Annotated in this window: 19 protein-coding genes; 14 read left to right on the forward strand and 5 right to left on the reverse strand. The window is 71.7% G+C overall.

Annotated features, from left to right (window positions below):
* Positions 1 to 226 precede the first annotated feature (226 nt).
* The 11 genes from ACZ60J_RS12185 to ACZ60J_RS12235 all read left to right on the forward strand — a co-directional run bounded on the left by ACZ60J_RS12185 (position 227) and on the right by ACZ60J_RS12235 (position 13,777).
* Complete coding sequence (locus ACZ60J_RS12185) at positions 227 to 2,047, forward strand: 3-hydroxyacyl-CoA dehydrogenase family protein (RefSeq protein WP_469681078.1); 1,821 nt, start codon at positions 227 to 229, stop codon at positions 2,045 to 2,047.
* A gap of 178 nt (positions 2,048 to 2,225) precedes the next feature.
* Positions 2,226 to 3,056: a TetR family transcriptional regulator gene (locus tag ACZ60J_RS12190; protein ID WP_469681080.1), complete on the forward strand. Its 831-nt coding sequence runs from the start codon at positions 2,226 to 2,228 to the stop codon at positions 3,054 to 3,056.
* A 424-nt stretch (positions 3,057 to 3,480) separates the two neighbouring features.
* Positions 3,481 to 4,818 carry a crotonyl-CoA carboxylase/reductase gene (gene ccrA / locus ACZ60J_RS12195; protein WP_469681082.1) on the forward strand — a complete coding sequence of 446 codons (1,338 nt, stop codon included), beginning with the start codon at positions 3,481 to 3,483 and terminating at the stop codon, positions 4,816 to 4,818.
* A 32-nt stretch (positions 4,819 to 4,850) separates the two neighbouring features.
* A complete protein-coding gene (locus ACZ60J_RS12200; RefSeq protein WP_469681084.1) occupies positions 4,851 to 6,947 on the forward strand; it encodes a protein meaA in 2,097 nt (698 codons plus the stop codon).
* Positions 6,944 to 7,918, forward strand: coding sequence for an HpcH/HpaI aldolase/citrate lyase family protein (locus tag ACZ60J_RS12205; RefSeq protein ID WP_469681086.1), 975 nt, complete (start codon positions 6,944 to 6,946; stop codon positions 7,916 to 7,918). Before ACZ60J_RS12200 ends, ACZ60J_RS12205 begins: the two co-directional genes overlap by 4 nt.
* A 79-nt stretch (positions 7,919 to 7,997) precedes the next feature.
* On the forward strand, positions 7,998 to 8,510 hold the full coding sequence (locus ACZ60J_RS12210) for a MaoC family dehydratase (protein ID WP_365925060.1): 513 nt from the start codon (positions 7,998 to 8,000) through the stop codon (positions 8,508 to 8,510).
* A 4-nt stretch (positions 8,511 to 8,514) separates the two neighbouring features.
* Positions 8,515 to 9,720 carry an acyl-CoA dehydrogenase family protein gene (locus ACZ60J_RS12215; RefSeq protein WP_469681088.1) on the forward strand — a complete coding sequence of 402 codons (1,206 nt, stop codon included), beginning with the start codon at positions 8,515 to 8,517 and terminating at the stop codon, positions 9,718 to 9,720.
* 185 nt (positions 9,721 to 9,905) lie between these two features.
* Positions 9,906 to 10,562 carry a phosphatidylserine decarboxylase gene (locus ACZ60J_RS12220; protein WP_266885018.1) on the forward strand — a complete coding sequence of 219 codons (657 nt, stop codon included), beginning with the start codon at positions 9,906 to 9,908 and terminating at the stop codon, positions 10,560 to 10,562.
* A gap of 67 nt (positions 10,563 to 10,629) precedes the next feature.
* A complete protein-coding gene (pssA, locus tag ACZ60J_RS12225) occupies positions 10,630 to 11,412 on the forward strand; it encodes a CDP-diacylglycerol--serine O-phosphatidyltransferase (protein WP_267756791.1) in 783 nt (260 codons plus the stop codon).
* A 301-nt stretch (positions 11,413 to 11,713) separates the two neighbouring features.
* Complete coding sequence (locus ACZ60J_RS12230; protein ID WP_469681090.1) at positions 11,714 to 13,207, forward strand: AlkA N-terminal domain-containing protein; 1,494 nt, start codon at positions 11,714 to 11,716, stop codon at positions 13,205 to 13,207.
* A gap of 60 nt (positions 13,208 to 13,267) precedes the next feature.
* A complete protein-coding gene (locus ACZ60J_RS12235; protein ID WP_469681092.1) occupies positions 13,268 to 13,777 on the forward strand; it encodes a methylated-DNA--[protein]-cysteine S-methyltransferase in 510 nt (169 codons plus the stop codon).
* A gap of 161 nt (positions 13,778 to 13,938) precedes the next feature.
* Here the strand turns inward: ACZ60J_RS12235 and ACZ60J_RS12240 are convergent, their stop codons facing one another.
* From ACZ60J_RS12240 to ACZ60J_RS12255, 4 genes are read right to left on the reverse strand one after another with little or no spacing between them, the layout of a single operon-like run.
* Positions 13,939 to 14,589 (reverse strand): CatB-related O-acetyltransferase, encoded by a 651-nt coding sequence (locus ACZ60J_RS12240; protein ID WP_469681094.1) that lies wholly within the window; start codon positions 14,587 to 14,589, stop codon positions 13,939 to 13,941.
* Positions 14,589 to 15,017: a hypothetical protein gene (locus tag ACZ60J_RS12245; RefSeq protein WP_250740421.1), complete on the reverse strand. Its 429-nt coding sequence runs from the start codon at positions 15,015 to 15,017 to the stop codon at positions 14,589 to 14,591. Before ACZ60J_RS12245 ends, ACZ60J_RS12240 begins: the two co-directional genes overlap by 1 nt.
* Before the next feature lie 52 nt (positions 15,018 to 15,069).
* A complete protein-coding gene (locus ACZ60J_RS12250) occupies positions 15,070 to 15,570 on the reverse strand; it encodes an NUDIX domain-containing protein (protein WP_469681096.1) in 501 nt (166 codons plus the stop codon).
* Positions 15,571 to 15,607: 37 nt separating this feature from the next.
* Complete coding sequence (locus ACZ60J_RS12255) at positions 15,608 to 17,356, reverse strand: BCCT family transporter (RefSeq protein WP_469681098.1); 1,749 nt, start codon at positions 17,354 to 17,356, stop codon at positions 15,608 to 15,610.
* Positions 17,357 to 17,500: 144 nt separating this feature from the next.
* Between ACZ60J_RS12255 and ACZ60J_RS12260 the strand changes: the two genes are divergently transcribed.
* Positions 17,501 to 18,649: a glycerate kinase gene (locus tag ACZ60J_RS12260; RefSeq protein ID WP_469681100.1), complete on the forward strand. Its 1,149-nt coding sequence runs from the start codon at positions 17,501 to 17,503 to the stop codon at positions 18,647 to 18,649.
* A 184-nt stretch (positions 18,650 to 18,833) separates the two neighbouring features.
* Here the strand turns inward: ACZ60J_RS12260 and ACZ60J_RS12265 are convergent, their stop codons facing one another.
* Positions 18,834 to 19,430 (reverse strand): cysteine hydrolase family protein, encoded by a 597-nt coding sequence (locus ACZ60J_RS12265; RefSeq protein ID WP_469681529.1) that lies wholly within the window; start codon positions 19,428 to 19,430, stop codon positions 18,834 to 18,836.
* 253 nt (positions 19,431 to 19,683) lie between these two features.
* Between ACZ60J_RS12265 and ACZ60J_RS12270 the strand changes: the two genes are divergently transcribed.
* Both ACZ60J_RS12270 and ACZ60J_RS12275 read left to right on the forward strand, forming a co-directional pair.
* Complete coding sequence (locus tag ACZ60J_RS12270; RefSeq protein ID WP_469681102.1) at positions 19,684 to 20,688, forward strand: GlxA family transcriptional regulator; 1,005 nt, start codon at positions 19,684 to 19,686, stop codon at positions 20,686 to 20,688.
* A complete protein-coding gene (locus ACZ60J_RS12275) occupies positions 20,685 to 23,588 on the forward strand; it encodes a SpoIIE family protein phosphatase (protein ID WP_469681104.1) in 2,904 nt (967 codons plus the stop codon). Before ACZ60J_RS12270 ends, ACZ60J_RS12275 begins: the two co-directional genes overlap by 4 nt.
* The last annotated feature ends 2 nt before the right edge of the window (positions 23,589 to 23,590 follow it).

The following is a 23,590-nucleotide window of genomic DNA, read 5'->3' on the forward strand; positions in this document are numbered from 1 at the left end:
GCCAGTCGGTTCTGCACGACCACATCGTTCACGGCGTGACCCCGGGACAGGGCTCCGCCGTCTCCGCCCTCAGGGCTGCCCCCTCCGGGTTTCCCCGGATATCCGGAATCCCGGATTCCCGGGGCACCCCCGGGTTTCTCCGCACGGCTTCCCCGTACGGCATCCGCGCGCGCCGTGTGCTCCGCGCGCCCCCTCAGTCGTCACCCTCTTCCACTGGAGTCCCGCGATGGACCTTCCGTCCACGTCCAGTCAGTCGTCCCCCTCCCTCCCCGCCCTGCAGACGATCGCCGTCGTCGGCCTCGGCACGATGGGCTCCGGCATCGCCGAGGTCCTCGCCCGGGCCGGCCGCGAGGTCATCGGCATCGACGTGAGCGAGGCCGCCGCCCGCCGGGCCACCGCGGCCCTCGCGTCGGCCACGGCCCGCTCCGTCGCCAAGGAGCAGCTCACCGAGCAGGAGCGCGAGGCGGTGCTCGCCCGCTTCCGGACCTTCTCCGAGCTCGGCGCCGCCGCCGACGCCGACCTCGTCATCGAGGTGGTTCCGGAGTCCTACGAGCTCAAGCAGCGGATCTTCCGCGAGCTCGACGCGATCGTCCGGCCCACCGCGATCCTCGCCACCGGCACCAACGCCCTGTCGGTGACGCGGATGGCCGCCGAGTCGCAGCGCCCGGAGCGCGTGGTCGGCCTGCACTTCTTCAACCCGGTCCCGGCGATGAAGCTGGTCGAGGTCGTCTCCAGCGTGCTGACGGCCCCGCCGGCAGTCGATGCGGTCACCACCCTGGCCCGCGAGCTCGGCAAGGAGCCCGTCGCGGTCGGCGACCGCCCCGGCTTCGTCGCCGACGGCCTGCTGTTCGGCTACCTGAACCAGGCCGCCGCCATGTACGAGGCCAAGTACGCCTCCCGCGAGGACATCGACGCGGCGATGAAGCTGGGCTGCGGCCTGCCGATGGGCCCGCTCGCGCTGCTCGACCTGATCGGCGTGGACACCGCCCGCACCGTCCTGGAGGCCATGTACGCCTCCTCGGGCGACCGGCTGCACGCCCCGGCCCCGATCCTCGGCCACCTCGCCGAGGCGGGCCTGACCGGGCAGAAGGCCGGGCGCGGGTTCTACACGTACGAGGCCCCGGGCAGCCAGGTCGTCGTCCGCGACCTGCAGACCCCGCCGGACGGGGAGCTGGTCCGGGCGAGCCGTCCGGTGAACTCGGTGGGCGTGGCCGGTTCGGGCACGATGGCGAGCGGGATCGCGCAGGTCTTCGCGCAGGCCGGCTTCCCCGTGGTGCTGGCGGCCCGCAGCCAGGAGAAGGCGGACGCGGCGAAGGCCGCGATCGGCAAGTCGCTGGCCCGAGCGGTGGACCGGGGCCGGCTGACCGCCGAGGCCGCCGCCGCGACCGTGGGCCGGATCACGGCGGCGGGCTCGCTGGACGCCTTCGCCGACGTGGACCTGGCCGTGGAGGCCGTCGCCGAGGACCTGGAGGTGAAGCAGGAGCTGTTCCGGGCGCTGGACAAGGCGTGCAAGCCCGGCGCGGTGCTCGCCACCACGACCTCCTCGCTCCCGGTGATCGCGATCGCCCGTGCGACCGCGCGTCCCGAGGACGTGATCGGCATGCACTTCTTCAACCCGGCTCCGGCGATGAAGCTGGTCGAGGTGGTCCGGACCGTCCTGACCGCCGACGACGTGCACGCGACGGTCCGCGGGGTCTGCGGCCAGGTGCGCAAGCACGCGGTGGACTGCGGGGACCGGGCCGGCTTCATCGTGAACGCGCTGCTGTTCCCGTACCTCAACAACGCGATCAAGATGGTCGAGCAGCACTACGCCGGCATCGACGACATCGACGCGGCCATGAAGCTGGGCGGCGGCTACCCGATGGGGCCCTTCGAGCTCCTCGACGTGGTCGGCCTGGACGTGTCGCTGGCCATCGAGAAGGTCCTGCACAAGGAGTTCCGCGACCCGGGCCTGGCCCCGTCCCCGCTGCTGGAGCACCTCGTCGCCGCGGGCTGCCTGGGCCGGAAGACCGGCCGCGGATTCCGTGAGTACGCCCCCCGCCGGTAACCCGCGGCAGGCGCAAGAGCCGGATGCGTGGGGAGGGCTGCTCGGGTCCGCCGGACCCTCACGGCGGACGCACCCTCCCGAGGAGCACTGTGTGCCCAGTGCGAGTCCTCCCCCGCATCCCATCCCCTCCCACCCCCCTCGGGAGCGCTCTCCCGCACAAATGAAGTACTTTCGCTCTATGTCCCAGCCCGCCAAGACCTCACCCCGCGCCTCCGCGGTCTCCGACGCCGCGGAGACCCCGGCCGGCACCAAGGCGGCCGCGCAGCGGCTCAAGATGCGCCGCGAGCTCGCGGCGGCGGCCATGGAGCTCTTCGCGAACAAGGGGTACGAGGCCACCACGGTCGACGAGATCGCCTCGGTGGCCGGGGTCGCGCGCAGGACCTTCTTCCGGCACTTCCGGTCCAAGGAAGAGGCGATCTTCCCGGACCACGACGACACCCTGACCCGCGCAGAGGCCGTCCTCGACGTGGCTCCGGCGCACGAGCACCCGCTCGACACGGTGTGCCGGGGGATCAAGGAAGTCATGAAGATGTACGCCGCCTCGCCCGCGGTGTCGGTGGAGCGCTACCGGCTCACCCGCGAGGTGCCGGCGCTGCGGGAGCGGGAGATCGCCTCGGTAGCCCGCTACGAGCGGCTGTTCACCCGCTACCTGCTGGCCCATTTCGACGAGACCGACCACCACGACGGCAACGACGACCCGCTGCTGGCGGAGGTCGCCGCCTCGGCGGTGGTCACGGCCCACAACCACGTACTGCGGCGCTGGCTGCGGGCGGGCGGGCAGGGTGACGTGGAGGCGCAGCTCGACCACGCCTTCTCGATCGTGCGCAAGACCTTCGGTTCCGGGATCGGCGCGGGGCGCACGCTGAGCACGGCTCCGGCGCCGGAGCCCGCCGCCGAGCCGCCGGCCTCGGTGCGCACGCAGGGCGAGGTACTGGTCGCGGTGGCCCGCACGGACGCCCCGCTGGACGAGGTCATGCGGACCATCGAAGAGGCACTCAGAAACAAGTAGGCGACACACGTCACAGCGGCCGCTCCCGTTCCGGGGGCGGCCGCTTTCGTTTGTCCGAGTTGCCCCTACTCGCGGGTAACTCTGATCGATCATCGCTCATCGGTGCAGGTCAATCGGCAAATGAGAGAAAGTTTTGGCACCCGGTGCCTTGCTGAGTGACACGGGGTGCCATACGTTGAATCTCGTCCGGATGTCCCCGCGATCCAGCCCACTCGGCAGGGAACGCGCCCCGGATGCCTGCGTCACCAGGCCTCCCGCACCGCCCCACCACAGGCACCGCGCAGCTCCACCCCAGCCGAATCGACGGCGCCCCAACACCTCGCTCCACGCTCATCGCCACACCCCAGTGCTTCGCCGCACAGCAGCTCACCGCACCCCGTTCCCCTCAGCGCACCCTCATCAGCGCACGGCCGGAGGCAACACCGTGAAGGACATCCTGGACGCGATCCAGTCGCAGGCCGCGACGGCCGCCGACTTCGCCGCTCTGCCGCTCCCCGACTCGTACCGCGCGATCACCGTGCACAAGGACGAGGCGGAGATGTTCGCCGGGCTCACCACCCGCGAGAAGGACCCCCGCAAGTCCCTGCACCTCGACGAGGTCCCGCTCCCCGAACTGGGCCCGGGCGAGGCCCTGGTCGCGGTCATGGCCTCCTCGGTCAACTACAACTCGGTGTGGACCTCGATCTTCGAGCCGGTCTCCACCTTCAGCTTCCTGGAGCGCTACGGGCGCCTCTCGGAGCTCACCAAGCGCCACGACCTGCCGTACCACGTCATCGGCTCGGACCTCGCGGGCGTCGTCCTGCGCACCGGCCCCGGCGTGAACGCCTGGAAGCCGGGCGACGAGGTCGTCGCGCACTGCCTCTCGGTCGAGCTGGAGTCCTCCGACGGCCACAACGACACGATGCTCGACCCCGAGCAGCGCATCTGGGGCTTCGAGACCAACTTCGGCGGCCTGGCGGAGATCGCCCTGGTCAAGTCGAACCAGCTGATGCCCAAGCCCGACCACCTCAGCTGGGAGGAGGCCGCCTCCCCCGGCCTGGTCAACTCCACCGCCTACCGCCAGCTGGTCTCCCGCAACGGCGCCGGCATGAAGCAGGGCGACAACGTCCTGATCTGGGGCGCCAGCGGCGGGCTCGGCTCGTACGCCACCCAGTTCGCGCTGGCCGGCGGCGCCAACCCGATCTGCGTGGTCTCCTCCCCGGAGAAGGCCGACATCTGCCGGGCGATGGGCGCGACGGCGGTCATCGACCGCAACGCCGAGGGCTACAAGTTCTGGAAGGACGAGCACACCCAGGACCCGAAGGAGTGGAAGCGCTTCGGCAAGCGCATCCGAGAGCTGACCGGCGGCGAGGACATCGACATCGTCTTCGAGCACCCGGGCCGCGAGACCTTCGGCGCCTCGGTCTACGTGACCCGCAAGGGCGGCACCATCACCACCTGCGCCTCGACCTCGGGCTACATGCACGAGTACGACAACCGCTACCTGTGGATGTCCCTGAAGAAGATCATCGGCTCGCACTTCGCGAACTACCGCGAGGCCTGGGAGGCCAACCGCCTGATCGCCAAGGGCAAGATCCACCCCACCCTGTCGAAGGTCTACTCCCTGGAGGAGACCGGCCAGGCCGCCTACGACGTCCACCGCAACCTCCACCAGGGCAAGGTCGGCGTCCTCGCGCTGGCACCCCAGGAGGGCCTCGGCGTCCGTGACCACGAGCTGCGCGCCACGCACCTCGACGCCATCAACCGCTTCCGCAACGTCTGAGACAGCCTCAAAGGCCAAAGGGACAGCCTGAGATGACAGAGCGCCAGAAGGACCGTCCGTGGCTCATGCGGACGTACGCCGGCCACTCCACGGCCGAGGCGTCCAACGAGCTGTACCGCCGCAACCTCGCCAAGGGCCAGACCGGCCTGTCGGTCGCGTTCGACCTGCCGACGCAGACCGGCTACGACCCCGACCACATCCTCGCCCGCGGCGAGGTCGGCCGGGTCGGGGTCCCGGTCTCCCACCTGGGCGACATGCGGCGGCTGTTCCAGGACATCCCCCTGGAACAGATGAACACCTCGATGACGATCAACGCCACCGCCATGTGGCTGCTGGCGCTCTACCAGGTGGCCGCCGAGGAGCAGGGCGCGGACATCGCCCAGCTCCAGGGCACCACGCAGAACGACATCGTCAAGGAGTACCTCTCGCGCGGGACGCACGTCTTCCCGCCCGGGCCCTCGCTCCGCCTGACGACGGACATGATCGCGTACACGGTCAACCACATCCCGAAGTGGAACCCGATCAACATCTGCAGCTACCACCTGCAGGAGGCCGGGGCCACTCCGGTCCAGGAGATCTCGTACGCGATGTCCACGGCCATCGCGGTCCTGGACTCGGTGCGCGATTCGGGCCAGGTCCCGCCGGAGCGGTTCGGCGAGGTCGTCGCCCGGATCTCCTTCTTCGTGAACGCGGGCGTCCGCTTCATCGAGGAGATGTGCAAGATGCGCGCCTTCGGCCGCATCTGGGACAAGGTCACCCGGGAGCGCTACGGCATCGAGAACGACAAGCAGCGCCGCTTCCGCTACGGCGTCCAGGTCAACTCCCTGGGCCTGACCGAGGCGCAGCCGGAGAACAACGTCCAGCGCATCGTGCTGGAGATGCTCGCGGTCACCCTCTCCAAGGACGCCCGCGCCCGCGCCGTGCAGCTGCCCGCCTGGAACGAGGCGCTGGGCCTGCCCCGGCCCTGGGACCAGCAGTGGTCGCTGCGCATCCAGCAGGTCCTGGCCCACGAGAGCGACCTGCTGGAGTACGAGGACATCTTCGCCGGCTCGCACGTGATCGAGGCCAAGGTCGAGTCCCTGGTGACCGAGTGCCTGGCCGAGATCGACCGGATCCAGGAGATGGGCGGCGCGATGGCGGCCGTCGAGTCCGGGTACCTCAAGGGCGAGCTGGTCTCCTCGCACGCCGCACGGCGGGCCCGGATCGAGGCCGGCGAGGACAAGATCGTCGGCGTCAACTGCTTCGAGCAGACCGAGGAGAACCCGCTCACCTCCGACCTGGACGGCGCCATCATGACGGTGGACGGGGCCCTGGAGGCGCAGACCGTCGAGCGCATCGGCCGCTGGAAGGCCGAGCGCCAGGAGTCCTCGGACCGGCAGGGCGGCGGCGACCCGTTCGTCTTCCCCACGGTCATGCAGGCCCTGGACCGGCTCAAGGAGGCCGCCGCCGGGGACGAGAACCTGATGGAGGCCACCCTGGAGTGCGCCCGCGCCGGTGTCACCACCGGCGAGTGGGCGAGCGCCCTGCGCGAGGTGTTCGGCGAGTTCCGGGCTCCGACCGGGGTCTCCTCGGCCCCGGTGGCCGTGACCGCCGAGGAGGGGACCCCCATGGCCCTCGTCCGCGCGAAGGTCTCCCGTACCGCCGACGAGCTGGGCTCCGGCCGGCTGCGCCTGCTGGTCGGCAAGCCCGGCCTGGACGGGCACTCCAACGGTGCCGAGCAGATCGCCGTACGGGCTCGCGACGCCGGCTTCGAGGTGGTCTACCAGGGCATCCGGCTGACCCCCGAGGAGATCTCCTCGGCGGCCCTGGCCGAGGACGTGCACTGCGTGGGACTGTCCATCCTGTCCGGCTCGCACAGCGCGCTCGTCCCGGACGTGCTGGAACGCCTGCGCGCGGCGGGGGCGGGTGACATCCCCGTCGTGCTCGGCGGCATCATTCCGAATGCCGACGCCGTGGCGCTCAAGGAGGCCGGGGTGGCGGCGGTCTTCACCCCGAAGGACTTCGGCATCACGGAGATCATCGGCCGTATCGTCGACGAGATCCGCAAGGCCAACAAGCTCCACCCGCTCGGCGACGCCGACGACACCGTTTTCACCGACATCACCGCAAGCACGGAGGTCCCCGCATGACCACGCCCTCTTCCCCGGTCAACCGGCTGCGTCCGCGCCGCTCCTGCCTCGCGGTGCCGGGTTCCAACCCCCGGTTCCTGGAGAAGGCCCAGGGCCTGCCGGCCGACCAGGTCTTCCTCGACCTGGAGGACGCCTGCGCCCCGCTCGCCAAGGAGGGCGCCCGCCACACGATCGTGGACGCGCTGAACCAGGGCGACTGGACCGGCAAGACCCGCGTGGTGCGCGTCAACGACTGGACCACGCACTGGACGTACCGCGACGTGATCACGGTCGTCGAGGGCGCCGGCCAGAACCTCGACTGCATCATGCTGCCGAAGGTCCAGGACGCCCAGCAGGTCGTGGCCCTCGACCTGCTGCTGACGCAGATCGAGAAGACGATGGGCTTCGAGGTCGGCAAGATCGGCATCGAGGCGCAGATCGAGAACGCCAAGGGCCTGGTGAACGTCGACGCGATCGCCGGCGCCTCGCCGCGGCTGGAGACCATCATCTTCGGGCCGGCCGACTTCATGGCCTCCATCAACATGAAGTCCCTGGTCGTGGGCATGCAGCCGCCCGGCTACGGCGCGGACGCCTACCACTACATCCTGATGCGGATCCTGATGGCGGCCCGCATGCACGACCTCCAGGCGATCGACGGCCCCTTCCTCCAGATCAAGAACGTCGACGGCTACCGCGAGGTCGCCGGGCGCGCGGCGGCCCTGGGCTTCGACGGCAAGTGGGTGCTGCACCCCGGCCAGGTCGACGCGGCCAACGAGGTCTTCTCCCCCTCCCAGGAGGACTACGACCACGCCGAGCTGATCCTCGACGCGTACGACTGGTGCACCTCCGAGGCCGGCGGCAAGAAGGGCTCGGCGATGCTCGGCGACGAGATGATCGACGAGGCCAGCCGCAAGATGGCACTGGTCATCTCGGGCAAGGGCCGCGCGGCGGGCATGCAGCGCACCTCGAAGTTCGAGGCCCCCACCGCCTGAGGCGATCCCGCACCGTCGGGCGCACCCATCCCCCGCCCCGGGCCCACAGGGCCCGGGCCAGCACCCCGGAGGGGTCACCTTGCAGTTTGGCCGCACCTACGAAGAGTTCACCATCGGCGACGTCTACCGGCACTGGCCCGGGAAGACGGTCACCGAGTACGACGACCACCTCTTCTGCCTGCTGACCATGAACCACCACCCGCTCCACATGGACAGCAACTACGCGGAGAACACGACCGACTTCGGCAAGAACGTCGTCGTGGGCAACTACATCTACTCGCTGCTGCTGGGCATGTCGGTGCCGGACGTCTCCGGCAAGGCCATCGCCAACCTGGAGATCGAGTCGCTGCGCCACGTGGCGCCGACCTTCCACGGCGACACGATCTACGGCGAGACCACGGTCCTCGACAAGACCCCGTCGAAGTCGAAGAACGACCGCGGCATCGTCTACGTGGAGACCAAGGGCTACAAGCAGGACGGCACCCTCGTCTGCGTCTTCCGGCGCAAGGTGATGGTCCCGACCGAGACGTACATCAAGGAGCGCGGCGGCGAGCAGCCCGGCCGCCCCACGCTGAAGGAACAGGGGAAGTAGAACCATGAGCCGACTTGCCCAGACCGCCGGCCTGACGGACGACCAGAGGGACATCCTCAAGACCGTCCGGGAGTTCGTCGACAAGGAGATCATCCCGGTCGCGACCGAGCTGGAGCACCGGGACGAGTACCCGCAGCAGATCGTCGACGGCCTCAAGGAACTCGGCCTCTTCGGCCTGATGATCCCCGAGGAGTACGGCGGCCTGGGTGAGTCCCTGCTCACCTACGCGCTGTGCGTCGAGGAGATCGCGCGCGGCTGGATGTCCGTCTCGGGCATCATCAACACGCACTTCATCGTCGCGTACATGCTCAAGCAGCACGGCACCCAGGAGCAGAAGGAGTACTTCCTTCCGCGGATGGCGCTGGGCGAGGTGCGCGGCGCGTTCTCGATGTCCGAGCCGGGCCTCGGCTCCGATGTGTCGGCCATCACCTCCAAGGCGGTGCAGGACGGCGACGAGTACGTCCTGAACGGCCAGAAGATGTGGCTGACGAACGGCGGCACGTCCACGCTCGTGGCCGTCCTCGTCCGCAGTGACGAAGGACACCCGGAGGGCACCGCGCCCCACAAGTCGATGACGACCTTCCTGATCGAGAAGGAGGCCGGCTTCGGCGAGGTGCGTCCCGGCCTGACCATCCCCGGCAAGATCGACAAGATGGGCTACAAGGGGGTCGACACCACCGAGCTCATCATGGACGGACTGCGCATTCCGGCCAATCGGGTGCTGGGCGGCCGGACCGGCCGAGGGTTTTACCAAATGATGGACGGGGTCGAGGTCGGCCGCGTCAACGTGGCGGCCCGTGGCTGCGGCGTCGCACAGCGTGCATTCGAGCTGGGTGTCTCATATGCCCAGCAACGTCACACTTTCGGCAAGGCCATCGCCGAGCACCAGGCGATCCAGTTCAAGCTGGCCGAGATGGCTACCAAGGTCGAAGCCGCCCATGCGATGATGGTCAATGCAGCACGCAAAAAGGACTCCGGGGAACGAAACGACCTCGAAGCGGGGATGGCGAAGTACCTCGCCTCCGAGTACTGCAAGGAGGTGGTGGAGGACGCGTTCCGTATCCACGGCGGCTACGGCTTCTCGAAGGAGTACGAGATCGAGCGTCTCTACCGAGAGGCACCCATGCTGCTCATCGGTGAAGGTACCGCCGAGATCCAGAAAATGATCATCGGGCGACGCCTGCTCGAGGAGTACCGACTCCAGGGCTGAATGTCCCTTTTGCGGTAAGTCATCCAGTGGTTTTCCGCAAAAGAGTCACTAGCAGTCACTGGCTTACGGCCATCGACTCGGCTTCTGGCTTGCCCAGTTGTTGCGCGCAACCGATAGCATTCCAGTAAAGCCGCCGTCCCGTCCCCCCGTTTGCGGCGCGGCATCACCCGCTACGAAGGTCATCCATGCCCCACAGCCAAACCTCTGCACCTCGCGTCGGCCTCCTCGGTGGACGCCTCGCGCGCGGAGCATCGCCGTGGCTTCTGCCGACCGTCGCCACCGCCGCCGTCAGCCTCGTCCGGGCCCGCAAGTCCGGACGCTGGGCGGCAGTGGCCGTGCCCACCACCGCGCTCGCGGCGGGCATGCTGTGGTTCTTCCGCGACCCCGAGCGCGAGATCACGCAGGGCCGGGTCATCTCCCCCGCCGACGGTGTGGTGCAGAGCATCATGCCGTGGAAGGACGGACGGACCCGCGTCGCGATCTTCATGAGCCCGCTGAACGTCCACGTCAACCGTGCGCCCCTCGCGGGCACGGTGACGTCCGTGGAGCACGTCCCCGGTGGATTCGTTCCGGCGTTCAACAAGGAGAGCGAGAACAACGAGCGCGTCGTCTGGCACTTCGACACCGAACTCGGCGACATCGAGATGGTGCAGATCGCCGGCGCCGTCGCCCGTCGCATCGTCCCGTACCTGCCGGCCGGCACCAAGGTGGAGCAGGGCGAACGCATCGGTCTGATCCGCTTCGGCTCCCGCGTCGACATCTACCTCCCCGAGGGCGTCGAGGTCGCGGTCGAGGTCGGACAGGCCACCACCGCGGGGGTGACCCGAATTGACCGTGACTGAACCTGAAACCCCGGCCGCCGGCTGGGTGCCCGAAGCGTCGTCCGAGGAGGAGTCCGCCGAGGACGACATGCCGCTCTCACTGCGGCTGTCGATAGCGGACACCCTCACCCTCGGCAACGCGACGTGCGGATTCATGGCGGTGTACTTCACCACCACCGGGATCCTCATCCCGCACCTCACCGGCAGCGGTGAGTCGGGCATGGCCCGCAGCAGCGCGGCCACGGCCGTGATACTGATGCTGCTCGCCGCGGTCTTCGACCTCTTCGACGGCATCGTGGCCCGCAAGCTGCGCAGCTCGCCGATGGGCGCGGAGCTGGACAACCTGTCCGACCTGATCAGCTTCGGGCTCGCGCCGGCGTACTTCGTCCTCGTCTACGGCATGGTCGCCGACGACGCGGTGCAGAAGATGTCGGCGCTGGCGGCGATCGTCGTCCTGCTGGCCGTCGTCCTGCGCCTCGCGAGATTCAGCTGCGTGACGATGAAGGACGGCATGTTCCAGGGCATGCCGAGCCCCTTCGGCGCGCTGACGGTCGTCTCGATCGTGCTGCTGGAGCTGCCGTTCATCCCGACCCTGCTGGCGATCGTCGGCGTGGCCTGGCTGATGGTGAGCCGGGTCGAGTACCCCAAGCCGCGGGGTGTCCTCGCGGTGGCGATGCTCAGCTGGATCGTCGCGGCGATGGGCCTGCTGGCCGCGTGGGCGTTCGACGCGCCGGGCGGCGGGCTGCTGCTCCAGACCGGCTGCGCGCTGCAGATCGCTCTGGCGGCGACCATCCCGCTGTTCGCGACGACCCGTCGCGCGAACACGTTCCGCCACAACCGCCGCGAGGCGCGGGCCACGCAGGCCCCGTAACCTCCGGCCGTACGCACGCAAGGGCCCCCGCCGCCGCAAGGCAGCGGGGGCCCTTCCGCGTCCCCGGGGCGCAGCCGCAGGGGGGGCAGGGGCGCAGCCCCGGGGCAGAGCCGCAAGGGGTCCGGAGCGCAGCCCCGGGGCAGAGCCGCAAGGGGGTCCGGGGCGCAGCCCCGGGGAGCGGGCGAAGGGCGGGCAGGGGGCTTCGCCCCGCGCAGCGGGGACCGCCGCGGGGTGGCCGGGCGTAGGCTTGGTGTCGGAAAACCGCCAGCCCGGCGGGCGGCCTCCCGGGAGGATGGGAGCCATGTACACCGACACGGAGCGTTGCGTACGGGCCGTCCAGTCCAAGGACGCACGGTTCGACGGCTGGTTCTTCACCGCCGTCAGGACCACCGGCATCTACTGCCGCCCCAGCTGCCCGGCCGTACCGCCCAAGGTCGAGAACATGACCTTCCTGCCCAGCGCGGCCGCCTGCCAGCAGAGCGGGTACCGGGCCTGCAAGCGCTGCCGGCCCGACACCTCCCCCGGCTCCCCCGAGTGGAACGCCCGCGCCGACGCCGTCGCCCGTGCCATGCGCCTCATCCAGGACGGGGTGGTCGACCGGGAGGGGGTCCCGGGTCTGGCCTCCCGGCTCGGGTACTCCGCCCGCCAGGTGGAGCGCCAGCTCGGTGCCGAGCTCGGCGCCGGGCCGCTCGCCCTCGCCAGGGCCCAGCGCGCGCAGACCGCCCGGCTGCTGATCGAGACCTCCGAGCTCCCGATGGGCGACATCGCCTTCGCCGCCGGGTTCTCCTCGATCCGGACCTTCAACGACACCGTCCGCGAGGTCTTCGCCCTGGCCCCGAGCGAGCTCCGGGCCAGGGCCGCCGGCCGGGGGGCCGCCCCGGGCGCCGGACCCGGCCAGGTGCCGGGCACCATCAGCCTGCGGCTGCCCTTCCGGGCCCCGCTCACCCCCGACAACCTCTTCGGCCACCTCGCCGCGACCGCCGTCCCCGGGGTCGAGGAGTGGCGGGCGGGCGCCTACCGCCGCACGCTCCGGCTGCCCTACGGCACCGGCGTCGTCGCCCTCACCCCGCAGCCCGACCACATCGGCTGCCGGCTCGCCCTCACCGACCTGCGCGACCTGACCATCGCCATCAGCCGCTGCCGCCGGCTCCTGGACCTCGACGCGGACCCCGAGGCCGTGGACGAGCAGCTGAGCGCCGACCCGCTGCTGGCCCCGCTCGTGGCCAAGGCTCCCGGCCGCCGGGTGCCGCGCACCGTCGACGCGGAGGAGTTCGCCGTACGGGCGGTGCTCGGCCAGCAGGTGTCCACCGCGGCGGCCCGTACGCACGCGGCCCGCCTGGTCCGCGCCCTCGGCGAGCCGGTGACCGATCCCGACCCCGGGGGCGGGCTGACCCACCTGTTCCCCACGCCGCAGGCCCTGGCCGGGCTGGACCCGGAGTCCCTGGCCCTGCCGCGCAGCCGCCGGACCACCTTCACCACGCTCGTCTCGGCCCTCGCCGACGGCTCGCTCCCGCTCGGCATCGACAGCGACTGGGAGGCGGCCCGCGCCCGTCTGGGCGCGCTGCCCGGTTTCGGGCCGTGGACCACCGAGATCATCGCGATGCGGGCCCTGGGCGACCCGGACGCCTTCATCCCGGGCGACCTGGGGATCCGCCGGGCGGCGAAGGGGCTCGGGCTGCCCTCCACGCCCGCGGCGCTGACGGCGCGCGCCGCGCACTGGCGGCCCTGGCGTGCGTACGCCGTGCAGTACCTGTGGGCCACCGAGGACCACGCGATCAACGTCCTGCCCTCCTGACCCCGTTCCCGCCCCACCCACCGACTTCCGACTTCCGACTTCCGAGGAGTACGACCCGTCATGAGCAGCACTGGCACCACCAAGCAGCACACCGTCGTGGACAGCCCCTACGGGCCGCTCACCCTCGTCGCCGCCGACGGGGTGCTCTGCGGCCTCTACATGACCGGACAGCGCCACCGCCCGGCCGAGGAGGCCTTCGGGGAGCGCGTCGCGGCCGGTGAGGCCCCCTTCCCGGAGGTGGTGCGGCAGCTGACCGCGTACTTCGCCGGGGAGCTCACCGAGTTCGACCTGCCGGTCCGGCTGGAGGGCACCGAGTTCCAGCGCAGCGTGTGGGAGCAACTCGTACGGATCCCCTACGGGCAGACCTGGTCCTACGGGGAGCTGGCCGCCAGGCTCGGCAAGCCCAACGCCTCGCGCGCGGTGGGGCTGGCCAACGGGAAGAACCCGGTCAGCATCGTCGTGCCGTGCCACCGCGTGATCGGCGCGTCCGGCTCCATGACCGGCTACGGCGGCGGCATCGACCGCAAGGTCCGCCTGCTGGCCTTCGAGTCCGGGACGGAGCAGCTCTAGGCCGTCCCTTTCGGATCTTGCCGGGGCTACGGAGCCACGGTCAGCCGCTTGAGCAGGTGCACGTCCTCGTGCGCGCCGTGGATCCCCGGGATCCGGGCCGTCTCCGCGACGTTGACCGAGAACGTTCCGTTCCCGCCGTACGTCCCTGCCGGCGGTCCGGCTCAGCCCGCGGGCGGTGCCACCGCTTCGAGGTCGGCGACGGTGCCGGACATGACGGTGCGGATGTGTCGGGTGAGGTGTTCCACGGGCCAGTCCCACCAGGCGACGGCCAGCAGGCGGGCGATCTCCTCGTCGGTGTGGCGGGTGCGGATGAGGGTGGCCGGGTTGCCGCCGACGATCCCGTAGTCGGGGACGTCGTCCACGACCACGGCGCCGGCGGCGATGATCGCGCCGTGCCCGATGCGCACCCCGGGCATGACCGTCGCGCCGTGGCCGAACCAGACGTCGTTGCCGACGACGGTGTCGCCCCGGCCGGGCAGGCCGGCGAGCAGGTCGAAGTGGCCGGCCCAGGACCCGCCCATGATGGGGAACGGGAAGGTGGACGGGCCGTCCATGCGGTGGTTGGCCCCGTTCATGAGGAACCGGACCCCGGTGGCCAGCGCGCAGAACTTCCCGATGACCAGCTTCTCCGGCCCGTAGTGGTAGAGCACGTTGCGGGTCTCGAACGCGGTGGGATCGTCCGGGTCGTCGTAGTAGGAGTACTCCCCCACCTCGATCAGCGGCGAGGTGACCAGCGGCTTCAGCAGGACCACGCGCGGCTGGCCGGGGATCGGGTGGAGCACCGTCGGGTCCGCGGGCAGGGCGCTCTCCACTAGATGACCACCAAGGGGACCAGCAGCGCGAAGGCGGCGCCCGCCTCGACCGCGTAGGCGTACAGGGACGGGTGCTGGACGGGGGCCGCCAGCAGGACCACGCTCTGCTGGGCGGCGGCCGCTCCGACCCAGTCGGAGTCGGCGCCGAGGCCGCCCTGGTACCAGCCCTCGCAGGAGCCGGGGCCGGTGACGGCGAGGACGTCGTCCTCGCGGCGGTAGAAGGCCTGCCAGCCCTCGGCCGGCGCGGACCAGGCCTCGAAGTCGGTGAACTGGGCCCAACCGCCGTCGCGGATCGCGGTGTCGAACATCCAGACCGGCACCCCGTCGGGGGTGACCTCGCCGCTCTCCTGCTGGTCGGTGGTGAAGTGGACCATGGGCAGGGCGTCGGGCCCGTCGGCGGTGCTGGGCCAGGCGTACATCGTGATCATTTGCTGAATTCTGTCCTGCTCGGTGTAGGCACGGAATAACGAGCGGACGGGGCTACGAAGCCTGCGGCCTGCGGCCGTTCTCCAGCTCCACGGTGCCCTCGCCGGTCTGCAGGACCCGGCACGCCTCCACGGTGCGCCGGCCCAGGGAACCGAGCAGATGGTTCGTCAGTTCGGCCTGCTCCACCAGACGCCACGAGATCAGCTCCTCTTCCTGGAGCTTGATGGAGGCCAGCTGCGCGGCGTCGAGCACGCCGCCGTCGTAGAGGTACGCGACGAGCGGGGGCCGGCCTTCGCCGAGCGACCAGTCGACGGCGAGCAGCCGGCCGAGCGGCACGTCGATGCCGATCTCCTCGGCGCTCTCCCGGCGGGCGGCCGTCCGCGGGGACTCCCCGGTGTCCGACTCGATGGTGCCGCCCGGCAGCGCCCAGCCCTCCCGGTAGTTGGGCTCGACGAGGAGCACCCGGCCCTCGGCGTCCCGGAAGAGGGCGGCCGCTCCGGCCAGCACCCGGGGCAGGCTCGCGATGTAGGTGGCGAAGTCATCGGTGGTGGTCACGCCGCCACCCTACCCAGCGGCCCCGGGTGGCCGGGGATCACTCTTCCCCGGTGCCGCCGCCCGGCGGCGGGTCCTCCCGGTCGCGGTTCCTCGACTCCGCCACGCGGCGCAGGCGGGGGTGGCGGGCCGGGCCCCGCTCGGTGATGGCGTCGCCGACCATGGCCGTGACGGCGTCCCGGAGCCCGTGGAGGGGGTGGTGGCGGACCGGGCCCGCGCCCGGGTCCTCGCGCAGCTCCTTCACCAGGGCCCAGCACAGGATCAGCATCACGACCACGAACGGCAGCGCGACCAGGATGGTGGCCGTCTGCAGGGACTTCAGGCCGCCCGCGACGAGCAGTACGGCGGCCACGGCGGCCATCAGCACGCCCCAGGTGACCACGAGCCAGGTCGGCGGGTTCAGGGAGCCGCGGCTGGTGAGGGAGCCCATGACCAGGGAGGCGGAGTCGGCGCTGGTGACGAAGTACGTCATCACCAGGAGCATCGCGATCCACGAGGTGACCGTGCCGAGCGGGAGCGCGTCGAGCATCGCGAAGAGGGTGGCCTCGGTGCCCTCCTTGGCCTTGGCGGCCATGTCGGCGGCGCCGGTGGAATCGAGGCGGATCGCGGTGCCGCCCATGACGCAGAACCAGACGACGGTGGCGCCGCTGGGCACCAGGAGCACCCCGATGAGGAACTCGCGGATGGTGCGGCCGCGCGAGATGCGGGCGATGAAGGTGCCGACGAAGGGCGCCCAGGAGAGCCACCACGCCCAGTAGAAGATCGTCCACGCGCCGAGCCAGGCGCTGTCGGTGAAGGCGCCGGTGCGGGTGGCCATGGGGAGCAGTTCGTGCAGGTAGCTGCCGATGCTCGCCGGGATCACGTCGAGGATGTAGACGGTCGGGCCGAGGACGAAGACGAAGGCCATCAGGGCCGCGGCGAGCACGATGTTGATCGTGCTGAGCCATTTGACGCCCTTGTGCAGCCCGGAGAAGGCGGAGAGCACGAAGGCGGCGGAGAGGGAGACGATGATGATCAGCTCGACGGTGGTCGAGTCCTCGATCCCGGTGGTGATGTTGAGGCCCTTGGACACCTGGAGGGCGCCGAGGCCGAGGCTGGTGGCGGTCCCGAAGACGGTCGCGAAGACGGCGAGCAGGTCGATGGCCTTGCCGGGCCATCCGTTGGCCCGCTCCTCGCCCATGAGGGGGACGAAGGCGGAGCTGAGCCGGTTGCCGCGACCCTTGCGGAAGGTCGCGTAGGCGAGCGCGAGGCCGGCGATGCCGTAGATCGCCCACGGGGTGAGGGTCCAGTGGAAGAAGGAGTAGTCGAGCGCGGCACGGGCGGCGTCGCCGGTGCCGGGAGCCGCGCCGGAGGCCGGGGGCGGATTCAGGTAGTGGGTGAGCGGCTCGCCCACCCCGTAGAACATGAGCCCGATCCCCATGCCGGCGCTGAACATCATCGCGATCCAGGCGACGTTCGTGAACTCCGGCTCCGAATCGTCCTTGCCGAGGCGGATCCGGCCGAAGCGGCTGATCGCGAGCACGACGCACATGACGAGGAACACATCGGCGGCGATCACGAAGAGCCACGCGAAGTTGTTCAGCACCCAGGCCAGGGCGGTGCTCGACGCCGAGTCGAAGGAACTCTTGCCCAGGGCCGCCCAGGCGACCGCGGCCAGGACCGCGATCACGCCGATGGTGACGACGGCGTGATCGGGGGTGCCGTCGGGTCCGTCCGTGCCCCGGGGGGCGTCCGAGGACCCGCCGCCTGGGGAATCCGGACGTGGCTGTTCCAGTGAATCCGCGCTCATGCGGCCACACTATGCAGGCGTATATCCACATTTAGGGGTATGCCGCGCCGGATGTGGCCCAGGCCACGCATGGGCATAGGAGGATCCTCCGGATAGGCTCAGGGGTGGCGCGACTGCACTGTTCGATAGCAAGGGATTAGCAAGGTGACGGACGGAGCAGTAACTGAGACCGCGCGCGTGCTCATCGCCGCGGACAAATTCAAGGGCTCGCTCACGGCCGTTCAGGTCGCGGAGCGGGTGACGGCCGGCCTTCGCAAGGCCGTACCGGGCGTGGAGATCGAGACCCTCCCCGTCGCGGACGGCGGCGACGGTACGGTCGCGGCCGCTGTGGCGGCCGGTTTCGAACGCCGGGAGGTACGGGTCACCGGACCGCTCGGTGACCAGGTCACGGCCGCTTTCGCCCTGCGCGAGGGCACCGCGGTGGTCGAGATGGCGGAAGCCTCCGGGCTCCAGCTGCTGCCGGCGGGCACCTTCGCCCCGCTGACCGCGACCACGTACGGCTCCGGCGAACTGCTGAAGGCCGCACTCGACGCGGGAGCGCGCTCGATCGTCTTCGGCGTGGGCGGCAGCGCCACCACCGACGGCGGCGCGGGCATGCTGGCCGCGCTGGGCGCGGTGTTCCTGGATGCGAACGGTGAACCGGTCGGTCCGGGCGGCGGCGCCCTGGCCGGGCTGGCCTCGGCCGACCTGTCGGGCGTCGACCCCCGCATCAAGGAGATCGACTTCGTCCTGGCGAGCGACGTGGACAACCCTCTGACGGGTCCGAAGGGCGCTCCGGCGGTCTACGGTCCGCAGAAGGGGGCGTCGCCCGAGGACGTGGCGACGCTGGACGCGGCGCTGGCGCACTTCGCGGTGGTCCTGGAGAAGTCGATCGGCTCCCTGGCCGCCGAGGCGGCGGTTTCGCCCGGCGCGGGCGGAGCGGGCGGCATCGGCTACGGGGCGCTGCTGCTCGGCGCGTCGTTCCGTCCCGGCATCGAGCTGATGCTCGAGGTGCTCGGCTTCGCGCCGGCGCTGGAGCGGGCCACGCTGGTCATCACCGGTGAGGGTTCGCTGGACGAGCAGACCCTCCACGGCAAGGCCCCGGCCGGTGTCGCGGCGGCTGCTCGCGCGGCGGGCAAGCCGGTCGTCGCGGTCTGCGGCCGCCTGCTGCTGACGCAGGAGGCCCTCCAGGCCGCCGGCATCCAGCGGGCCTACCCGCTCACGGACCTCGAGCCGGACCCGGCGGTGAGCATCCCGAACGCGGGGCCGCTGCTGGAACGGGTGGCGGAGAGCATCGCGGCCGACGTCCTCTGACGGCGCCCGCCCTCCACGCCGACGGCCCGGATCCCCTGACGGGGATCCGGGCCGTCGGCGTTTCCCGGCGGAGCCGGACAATCCAGCCCGTCCGGCGTTTGAGGACCGGGTCCGGGCAGAGCCCGGGGAACGGGCGAAGGGCGGGTAGGGGAACTCCGTCCCGCAGGGCGGCCCCGCGGCCCGGTCAGGGCCGGGGGGAGCGGGCCGCGGTCACGAGTTCGTCCGTGGTGACGATCCGGGCGAAGCCGCCGCCCTGGAGGTTGACCGCGGTGGCGGTCGCGAGCTGGTCGGCCGTCAGCCGGGGCGCGTCCGGGCCGGGTTCGGCCGCCAGGTCGAAGGTGTGCGTGGCGTCGAGCGGCACGAGGACCTCGTAGCCCAGGTTCCCGGCCATCCGGGCCGTGGTCTCGACGCACATGTTCGTCTGGATCCCGGTGATGACGAGCTGCCCGACTCCCTGTGCGGTGAGCCAGTCGGCGAGGTCCGGGGTTCCGTAGAAGGAGGAGTTCACGGACTTGGTGACGTGCAGGGCGGCCCCGGCGGCCCGCTCGGCCACGAAGTCCTTGAGGGCGTACCCGGGCCGGGCCGGCGCGAGGACGGAGCCGGGGGTGCGGGAGGCGTGCTGCACGAGAACGAGCGGGCGGCCGGTCTCCTGCCAGGCGTCCATCAGCGCGGCGATGTTCTCCTCGGCGGCCGGATTGTTGCGCGGCCCCCAGAAGTCGGAGTCGTCGAAGCCCTGTTGGACGTCGATGACCAGCAGGGCACTGTTGTCCGCGATCTCCATCGCGGAGGAGGAGGAAGAAGAAGAGGAGGAGGTCGTGGGGGCGGTCTCGTTCGTCATGCCCTCATCCTGGGCCGCTCCTGCCCCGCGGAACAGCGCCCCCCGGTCCGCGAACCGATGGGATCCTGCCAGTCTGGCAGCCCTGCCTCCGGTGGCACCTTACGCCGGCTCCGCCCCAGGTCGGGGGCCTGGCAGCGGCATCGGGCGGAGGCCCGGCCCTCCCCTTCGGCGGGGCCTCCGTGGCAGACTCACGGCCATGCACCGCGTTGCGATCGTCGTTCAGCCCGGCATCCGCGCTTTCGACCTGGCCGTCATCACCGAGGTCTGGGGGCACGACCGCGGCCACAGCGGGGTACCGCCCTTCGAGCTCCGCCGGTGCGCTCTCGACGCCGGCCCGATCCCGCTCCCCGGGGGGCTGACCCTGACCCCGGACCGCGGGCTCGACTGGCTCGCCGACGCCGACCTCGTCGTGGTCCCCGCGCTGGACCGGCCCGCCGACCCGACGCCGGAGCCGGTCCTCGCCGTCCTCCGGGACACCCACGCCCGGGGCATCCCGGTGGCCGCCCTGTGCGCGGGCGCCTTCATCCTCGCCGAGGCCGGGCTGCTGGCGGGCCGCCGGGCCGTGACCCACTGGTCTCTGGCCCCGGCACTGGCCGGGCGCTACCCCGCCGTGCGCGTCGAGGAGGCTCCGCTGTACGTCGGGGACGACGGGCTGTGGACCTCCGCCGGGGTCGCCTCCGGGATCGACCTCTGCCTGCACCTGGTCCGCGAGGCCCACGGCTCCGAGGCGGCCGCGGCCATCGCCCGCTCGATGGTGACCGGCCCCTTCCGCACCGGCGAGCACGCCCAGTACCTGGACCGCCCGACCCCGGTCGCCGACCGGACCGCCGAGGCGCTGGCCCTCGTACGGGAGCGGGCGCTGGGGCGGCTGCACGAGGCGCTGGACGTGGCCACCCTGGCCCGGTGGGCCGGGATGTCCCCGCGGTCCTTCGCCCGGCACTTCGCCGCCTCGACCGGCACCACCCCGCACAAATGGCTCCTGGGCCACCGTCTGGACGAAGCACGCAAGCTGCTGGAGCGCACGGATCATCCGGTCACCGAGGTGGCGCGGCGGGCCGGATTCGCCAGCGAGGTCACCTTCCGCCAGCACTTCACCGCGTACGTCGGCACGAGCCCCCGCGCGTACCGTGCGGCCGCCACCGCACCAGGGCCCCCGGGGCCTCCCCCAAACCACGCCGACAGTGTTAGAAATGGCTCATGACCGGACGTTTTGGCCTACCCACGGGCTCCGGAGGAGCGCCCGGGGACGGGCCCCCGCCGGAGGACGGGTCGCCACCCGGAACCGGGCCCGGACATGCCCCCGGAACCGGCCCCGCGCCCGGTGCCACCCCCGGATCCGGCGGCAGTCGCCTGCGCCGCCTCGCCCGCCCGTTCTCCCGGCTGTTCGCCCGCCTCTCGCTCGGCGCCCGCAGCGTCGCCGGCCAGGTCTTCGCCCTCCAGGCCGTCCTCGTCCTGGTGCTGATCACGGCCGCCGCCTCGGCCCTGTTCTTCCAGGCCCGGTACGACAGCCAGCGCGACGCCCGCAACCGCTCCCTCGCCGCCGCCGAGGCCTTCGCGCACGCCCCCGGCCTCCCCGCGGCCCTGGAGTCCCCAGACCCCACCGCCGTGCTCCAGCCGCTGGCCGAGGGCGCCCGCCGGGCCTCGGGCGTCGATTTCATCGCCGTCATGACCACCGACGGGGTCCGGTACACCGACTCCCGCCCCGAGCTCATCGGCCGGCGCGCCACCGGCGACCTCTCCCGTGCCGCGGCCGGACACGCCTTCACCGAGACGTTCCAGGGGAAGCCGAGCGACGCGGTCCGCGCCGTGGTCCCCGTACGGGACTCCGCGGGCGCGGTGGTCGGCCTGGTCTCCACCGGGATCGAGGTCGAGAACGTCGGCGACGTGGTGGAGGGCCAGCTGCCCCTGCTCCTCGGTGCGGCCACCGGCGCCCTGATCCTCGGCACCGGTGGCGCCGCCCTCGTCAGCCGCCGGCTGCGGCGCCAGACCCGGGGCCTCGGCGAGGCCGAGATGACCCGGATGAACGAACACCACGAAGCGGTTCTGCACGCCGTCCGCGAGGGCGTCCTGATCATCGACACCGAAGGCCGGCTGCAGCTCGCCAACGACGAGGCCCGCCGGCTCCTCGACCTGCCCGCCGACGCCGAGCTGCGGCACGTGCGCGACCTCGGCCTCGATCCGACCACGGCCGCGCTACTGGCCTCCGGGCGGGCCGCCACCGACGAGGTCCACCGTGCGGGCGACCGGCTCCTCGCCGTGAACGTGCGCCCGACCAAGCCCTACGGGGGCCGCCCGTCCGGCACCGTGACCACCCTGCGCGACTCCACCGAGCTCGCCGCACTCTCCGGCCGGGCCGCGGTCGCCCGCGACCGGCTCCAGCTGCTCTACGACGCCGGCGTACGCATCGGGAGCACCCTGGACGTGGTCCGCACCGCCGAGGAGCTCTCCGAGGTCGCGGTCCCGCGGTTCGCGGACTTCGTCACCGTCGAGCTGCTGGAGCCGGTGCTGCGCGGCGAGGAGCCCGGCGGCGGCGCGCACACCGAGATGCACCGGGCCGCCATCAGCGGGATCCGCGTGGATTCCCCGCTCCAGCCGGTGGGCGACGTCATCCGCTTCGTGGTGCCGACCGCGCCGATGTCGGCGGCCCTGGACGCCGGCCGGGGCGTCCTCGCGGCCGATCTGACCGCCGCCTCCGGCTGGCGGGCCCAGGACCACGACGGCACCCGGCTGGCCCTGGACTACGGACTGCACTCGCTGATCTCCGTACCGCTCCAGGCCCGCGGAGTGGTCCTCGGGATGGCGAACTTCTGGCGGGCCGACACCCCCGAGCCCTTCGACGGGGAGGACCTGTCCTTCGCCGAGGAGCTGGCCGCGCGGGCCGCGGTCTCCATCGACAACGCCCGCCGCTTCACGCGCGAGCACGCGGTGGCGGTGACCCTCCAGCGCAGCCTGCTGCCGCGGGTGCTGCCCGATCTGAGCGCCGTGGACGTCGCGTTCCGGTACCTGCCCGCGAAGGCGGGGGTGGGCGGGGACTGGTTCGACGTGATCCCGCTCGCCGGGGCCCGGGTCGCGCTGGTCGTCGGCGACGTGGTCGGGCACGGGGTGCACGCCGCCGCCACCATGGGCCGGCTGCGGACCGCCGTGCACAACTTCTCCACGCTCGACATGCCGCCCGACGAGCTGCTGGGCCACCTCGACGAGCTGATCGACCGGATCGACCAGGACGAGTCCTCGGCCGACGGGGATTCCGGGGAGGGCGAGTCCTCGGGTGTCACCGGCGCCACCTGCCTGTACGCGGTGTACGACCCGGTGTCCGGCCACTGCGCCATGGCCAGCGCCGGCCACCCCGGCCCGGCCCTGGTCGGGGCCGACGGGCGGGTCGAGTACCCCGAGCTGCCGATCGGTCTGCCCCTGGGCGTCGGCGGGATGCCCTTCGAGGCCGTGGAACTGCGGCTGCCCGAGGCGAGCCGGCTCGTGCTGTTCACCGACGGGCTGCTGGAGGACCGCGACCGGGACTTCGACACCGGCCTCGACCTGCTGACCGAGGCCCTGTCCCGGCCGGACCGCAGCCCCGACCAGGCCTGTTCCGACGTACTGTCCGCGCTGCTGTTCCCGGCGCCGAGCGATGACATCGCGCTGCTCATCGCCGACACCCGGCGGCTCCCGGCCGAGCAGATCGCGGAGTGGGAGGTGCTCCCGGACCCCTCGGACGTGTCCCGGGTCCGCCGCGCGGGCTCCGCGCAGCTCACCGCGTGGGGCCTGGAGGGCATCACCTTCACCGCCGAGCTCATCCTCAGCGAGCTGATCACCAACGCCATCCGCTACGGGACCCCGCCGATCCGGGTCCGGCTGCTCCGCGACCGCACCCTGATCTGCGAGATCTCCGACGGCAGCAGCACCTCGCCGCACCTGCGGTACGCGGCGACGACCGACGAGGGCGGGCGCGGCCTGTTCCTGGTCGCCCAGTACGCGGAGCGCTGGGGCACCCGCTACACGGACCGCGGCAAGGTGATCTGGGCGGAACTCCCCCTGACGGGCGCGGCCGAGCCGGCGCCGCCGGCCGTGGTGGACCTGGAGGCCCTGGAGGACCTGGCCTGGTAGCG

The sequence above is a fragment of the Streptomyces sp. NPDC104226 genome (assembly GCF_055584085.1).

Bases quoted from the DNA above. Each gene is read 5' to 3' on its own strand.
- ACZ60J_RS12185 (WP_469681078.1), top strand. From the start codon at position 227: ATGGACCTTCCGTCCACGTCCAGTCAGTCGTCCCCCTCCCTCCCCGCC.
- ACZ60J_RS12190 (WP_469681080.1), top strand. From the start codon at position 2,226: ATGTCCCAGCCCGCCAAGACCTCACCCCGCGCCTCCGCGGTCTCCGAC.
- ACZ60J_RS12200 (WP_469681084.1), top strand. From the start codon at position 4,851: ATGACAGAGCGCCAGAAGGACCGTCCGTGGCTCATGCGGACGTACGCC.
- ACZ60J_RS12205 (WP_469681086.1), top strand. From the start codon at position 6,944: ATGACCACGCCCTCTTCCCCGGTCAACCGGCTGCGTCCGCGCCGCTCC.
- ACZ60J_RS12215 (WP_469681088.1), top strand. From the start codon at position 8,515: ATGAGCCGACTTGCCCAGACCGCCGGCCTGACGGACGACCAGAGGGAC.
- ACZ60J_RS12220 (WP_266885018.1), top strand. From the start codon at position 9,906: ATGCCCCACAGCCAAACCTCTGCACCTCGCGTCGGCCTCCTCGGTGGA.
- pssA (WP_267756791.1), top strand. From the start codon at position 10,630: ATGCCGCTCTCACTGCGGCTGTCGATAGCGGACACCCTCACCCTCGGC.
- ACZ60J_RS12230 (WP_469681090.1), top strand. From the start codon at position 11,714: ATGTACACCGACACGGAGCGTTGCGTACGGGCCGTCCAGTCCAAGGAC.
- ACZ60J_RS12235 (WP_469681092.1), top strand. From the start codon at position 13,268: ATGAGCAGCACTGGCACCACCAAGCAGCACACCGTCGTGGACAGCCCC.
- ACZ60J_RS12245 (WP_250740421.1), bottom strand. From the start codon at position 15,017: ATGATCACGATGTACGCCTGGCCCAGCACCGCCGACGGGCCCGACGCC.
- ACZ60J_RS12255 (WP_469681098.1), bottom strand. From the start codon at position 17,356: ATGAGCGCGGATTCACTGGAACAGCCACGTCCGGATTCCCCAGGCGGC.
- ACZ60J_RS12265 (WP_469681529.1), bottom strand. From the start codon at position 19,430: ATGGAGATCGCGGACAACAGTGCCCTGCTGGTCATCGACGTCCAACAG.
- ACZ60J_RS12270 (WP_469681102.1), top strand. From the start codon at position 19,684: ATGCACCGCGTTGCGATCGTCGTTCAGCCCGGCATCCGCGCTTTCGAC.
- ACZ60J_RS12275 (WP_469681104.1), top strand. From the start codon at position 20,685: ATGACCGGACGTTTTGGCCTACCCACGGGCTCCGGAGGAGCGCCCGGG.